Here is a 3,830-nt window from a genome sequence, read left to right as displayed (position 1 = left end):
AACAGGTTAGGCACCAGGACTTCGAGCGCCATTCGTCCCGTTCCCAGGTAGAAATCCAGGAATCCGTCATTATCAATATCACCGAAGTTACAACCCATTGGCATCAAATCAAGATTCAGACCAACTTCCTCAGCCACATCATGAAACCCATCTTTGCCCTTGTTGCGATAAAGGCATGGTGAGGTAGGCTTTTCCGGCATGTCGAGCGAAATGGCTACGAAATCGGCAAGGGTGCTTGTGTAATCATTCACGTAGATATCGAGCTGCCCATCGTTGTCGTAGTCCCAGAACCAACAGGCGAAACCGTGCGCCGGACCAGTGATTCCGAGGTCCGGTGCCACATCTCGAAAGGTCCCGTCCGCCTCCTGGTGATAAAGCCTGCAGACAGTGTTCATGTTTGAAACGAATAGATCGAGGCGGCCATCCTGATCGTAGTCTCCCCACGCGACTCCTTTTGTACATTGCTCATTCAATACGCCAAGTTTGGCAGCAACATCGACAAATTTGTTGTTTCCTTCGTTGTGATACAGTCGGCACCGGTTTTGTGGAACTGGTCGCGGATTGGCCCCAGGAAACGGAGAGACATATTCGCCACCAACATACAGATCGAGCAGGCCATCGTTATCGTAATCCCCCCAGGCCGCCGTTTCTGACGAAATCGGCTCATTCAATCCGCAGCCAATCGTCACATCCTCAAACCGACCGTTTCCAGAATTCCTTAACAACGACATTCGCATTGGAATCTCCCACCCGCCGCGAAGAAGCAGCACATCCAGATTCCCATCGTTATCGTAATCGGTCCGGACGGCATTCAGCGCGTAGATCTGGTCAGCCAGGCCAGCCTCATCCGATTTGTCGATGAAGTTCCCGTTCCCATCATTAACGAAGAATGACGCCCCGCGGTCGATGTCAAGGGACGTGGTCAACAGATCCGGGAGGCCATCTCCCGTAAAGTCATCAAACACACTTCCCCCGGCCTGGTTCGGTCCCCGGTCAGTCAGCCCCACCAGGGTGGTAACATTAAAAAAGCGGCCGACATCAACTGACGACGTGAATTGATCCAGCGGAATCCGGTATTGAAGTGGTACTTGCTCCGGGTACTCGCCCAGCGTCATCCAGGCAAGATTCAGCAGCCAGCGGACACGCAAATCACCCGGCGCTGTCTCCAGGTATTCAGTAAAGATCCTGGCCGCTTCGCGAGACCCGGATTTGTTCTGATGAACGGCCGCCTCGGCAATTGGGAGGATACAACTGGAAGGGCCGACGCACTGAATGCAGTTCTCGAGTTCCCCACGGCGAAATGCCAGAACCCCGAGAATCGCACGGAGATTTGCCCGAACCTCAAGCGGCATTCCGTTGTTTTCGCCGATTAAGATCGCTTTCTCCGTCGCCTCGACCGCTTCTTCCAGCTTTCCTTCATAGGTCAACATTAAGCCAATCTGGAAGTAGAGACGAGCGATTTCCAGGTCCTCCGGCCCCCCCGACTTTTCAAATTTCGCCAGAACATCCTTCATTTCAGCCAGCCCCGCGCTGCCTCGTTTGGCCAAAGCGTTTCGCAGATCTTCCAGTGAATTTGGATCCCGAATTTCCCCTGTGTAACGATTGGCCAAAGCGATTCCAGCATCAGCCAACTGAGACTTATCGAGGTAGACTTCGCCGTTGTGTAACAGTTCGGCTGGAGCATGATCCGCAGCAGACACAGGATCAGATTCACCAGCTGCGTCGCGATCTGTTCGATCACCCTTCTGAACAATGATCATCGCTGCAGCGACAACGAAAACCGCGCCCAGAGCAAATACAAGTTTCAGTCGATTCATGGTTATATCTTCTAATTGAACTGGTCGAGATCTGAAAAAGGGGTCTGACCCTCTCCGGCAACGCTGTGAAGCATTTTTTGGGGAATGTGTAAATTCAGTTAACGTAGGGTGGGACCAGCGAGCAACGCGAGCGCCGGCCCACCGGGGTGTCGCCGACACATGGTGGGCCGGCACGGCTTATCAGCCGCTTGTCCCACCCTACGATTCTGGAACCAATGAATACACGGGGAAAAATACTTCACAGCGTTGCCTCTCCGGGCAGAAATATCTGCAGTGCTGGCTGCCCTCCAAAGAGTCAGACCTCTTTTTCAGATACGAATCTACTGTGGAGTCTTGCTGATTTGGACCCGCCTGCCAAGGTCGCGGCAGACTTCCTCCTGCTGCTCGTCGCCGATTCGTTGGTATAGCTCCGCCAAATGGCTCCAGGTCCTGGGATTGGAAGGGTCGAGATCTGTTGATTTTCGGGCTGCATCAATTGCTTTTTGAGTTTCGTTGAGCTGAGACAACAAGCCTGAGTAGCGTCCCCACGCTGTTGCATCATTGGGCTGAACTTCAAGATAGTCTTCGAGCAATCGGCGGCCCGTTTCGATTTTTCCCCGATTCAGTTGCAGTGTTGCAGCAGTTAGAAGCGTCCGTTCCCGGTCGGGGTCCATCGCCAGGACTCTGGTGCAATAACTCAAGGCTTCTTCTGTGCGTCCGTCGATGGCGGAGCAGGTGCCCAATGCTTCCAGAACTTCGACATCACTGGGACGCGAGGCCACCACTCCCTTAAGGATTTGCAATGCCTGTTGCGCGAAGTTGCGACTCGTGTAACGCTCTGCTCGTTCTGCCAGCCACAGCCCTCTGGCTCGGGCGACGACAATTTGAAGCAATCTCGTTTCGGCATCGTCGTACAACTCGGGTGCATCATCCGGCTGGCTTTTTGGTGAGGACGACGTTTGAGGCAATCGCAGAATCCGATGGTCCGTCTGTGTTGTGTGCGGAACGTCTGAGGCATCAAGCCTTGGCATGTGACACGCGATGCACGAATCATCCGCCTGGCGTATACGGCGTTCTGACTCCTCCAGCACGCAACCGTGGTCAAGGTGACAGGTCAGGCATTGTGAACGATACAAAGCACTCTGTTCTTCTTTCGGTGTTCTGGAGTGCGGGTCATGGCAGGTCGTACACCCCATCCGTCCTGCGCTGCCAAGGTAGCACCGGCTGGATCGCATTTGTTCGACCTGGCTGACAGCCCGAGTCCGGCCATCGTCCGTCGTTCGTTTGCCCCCGACAAAAATCAGGTAGGTGTCTTCAAGTCGGGTGCCTGGGAGAAAGCCTCCGAAGTGGCTTCCGTCTCGCAAAAAACGGCCTTCACCGGAAAGGTGACATTGAGTGCAAACATCTTCCCGGCGGCCCGGATCGAGTCGCGAGGGATTAATAATCGGATCCGAACCGACCGATTCTTCCCGCTGGTGAAACTCAATATGATTCACTCCCGGGCCGTGGCATCGTTCGCAGCCAATAGCAATTTCACGAAACGGGGGATCATCGAAAACATCTGTGCGACTTGTCAGGTTCATTTGCCCCGAATGACATTCCAGGCATTCAGACGGAACGCGACGACTAAATCGCCGATGGAATGGAAGCTTGAATCCCGGAGAAAGATCCCATTTGCCTCCGCTGGCGTACCAGCCAATCGGGGACATGTACAACATCCCGTTGCGATTGAAAAGGTACGATCGCCCCTGAGTACCAGAACCAACCACGAACTCGATTTTAACCGCCTGATCATAAACCGTCTTGCCGTCGATGTCTGCGAGACGTTCATGGTGAAAAACGCCTTCTGCTGTCCGAACAATCGAATAGTAATGGCGACCATCCGGCGAGAATGAATTGTGCTGATCGTAGTCTTCAAGCGGCGTTTCACTTCCGATCCGGCACATGGACTGCCCCATGCCACTGGAGTGGTAATTTGCAGTGACTTCAGCGTGGCACTCAGCGCATCGATCGCTTCCGGCAAACCTGGTTAGC

At 54.0% G+C, this 3,830-nt stretch carries 2 protein-coding genes; both read right to left on the bottom strand.

Annotated elements, in window-relative coordinates; all coding sequences use genetic code 11:
* A partial coding sequence (locus tag Q0294_RS15480) for an FG-GAP-like repeat-containing protein (protein ID WP_299467248.1) occupies positions 1-1,817 on the bottom strand: 1,817 nt, incomplete at its 3' end.
* A gap of 320 nt (positions 1,818-2,137) precedes the next feature.
* Positions 2,138-3,830: tetratricopeptide repeat protein (locus tag Q0294_RS15475; RefSeq protein ID WP_299467246.1), on the bottom strand; the 1,693-nt coding region annotated here is incomplete at its 5' end.

Source organism: uncultured Gimesia sp. (genome assembly GCF_937919775.1).
Taxonomy (GTDB): Bacteria; Planctomycetota; Planctomycetia; order Planctomycetales; family Planctomycetaceae; genus Gimesia.
This window is presented reverse-complemented; position numbering and strand designations above follow the sequence as displayed.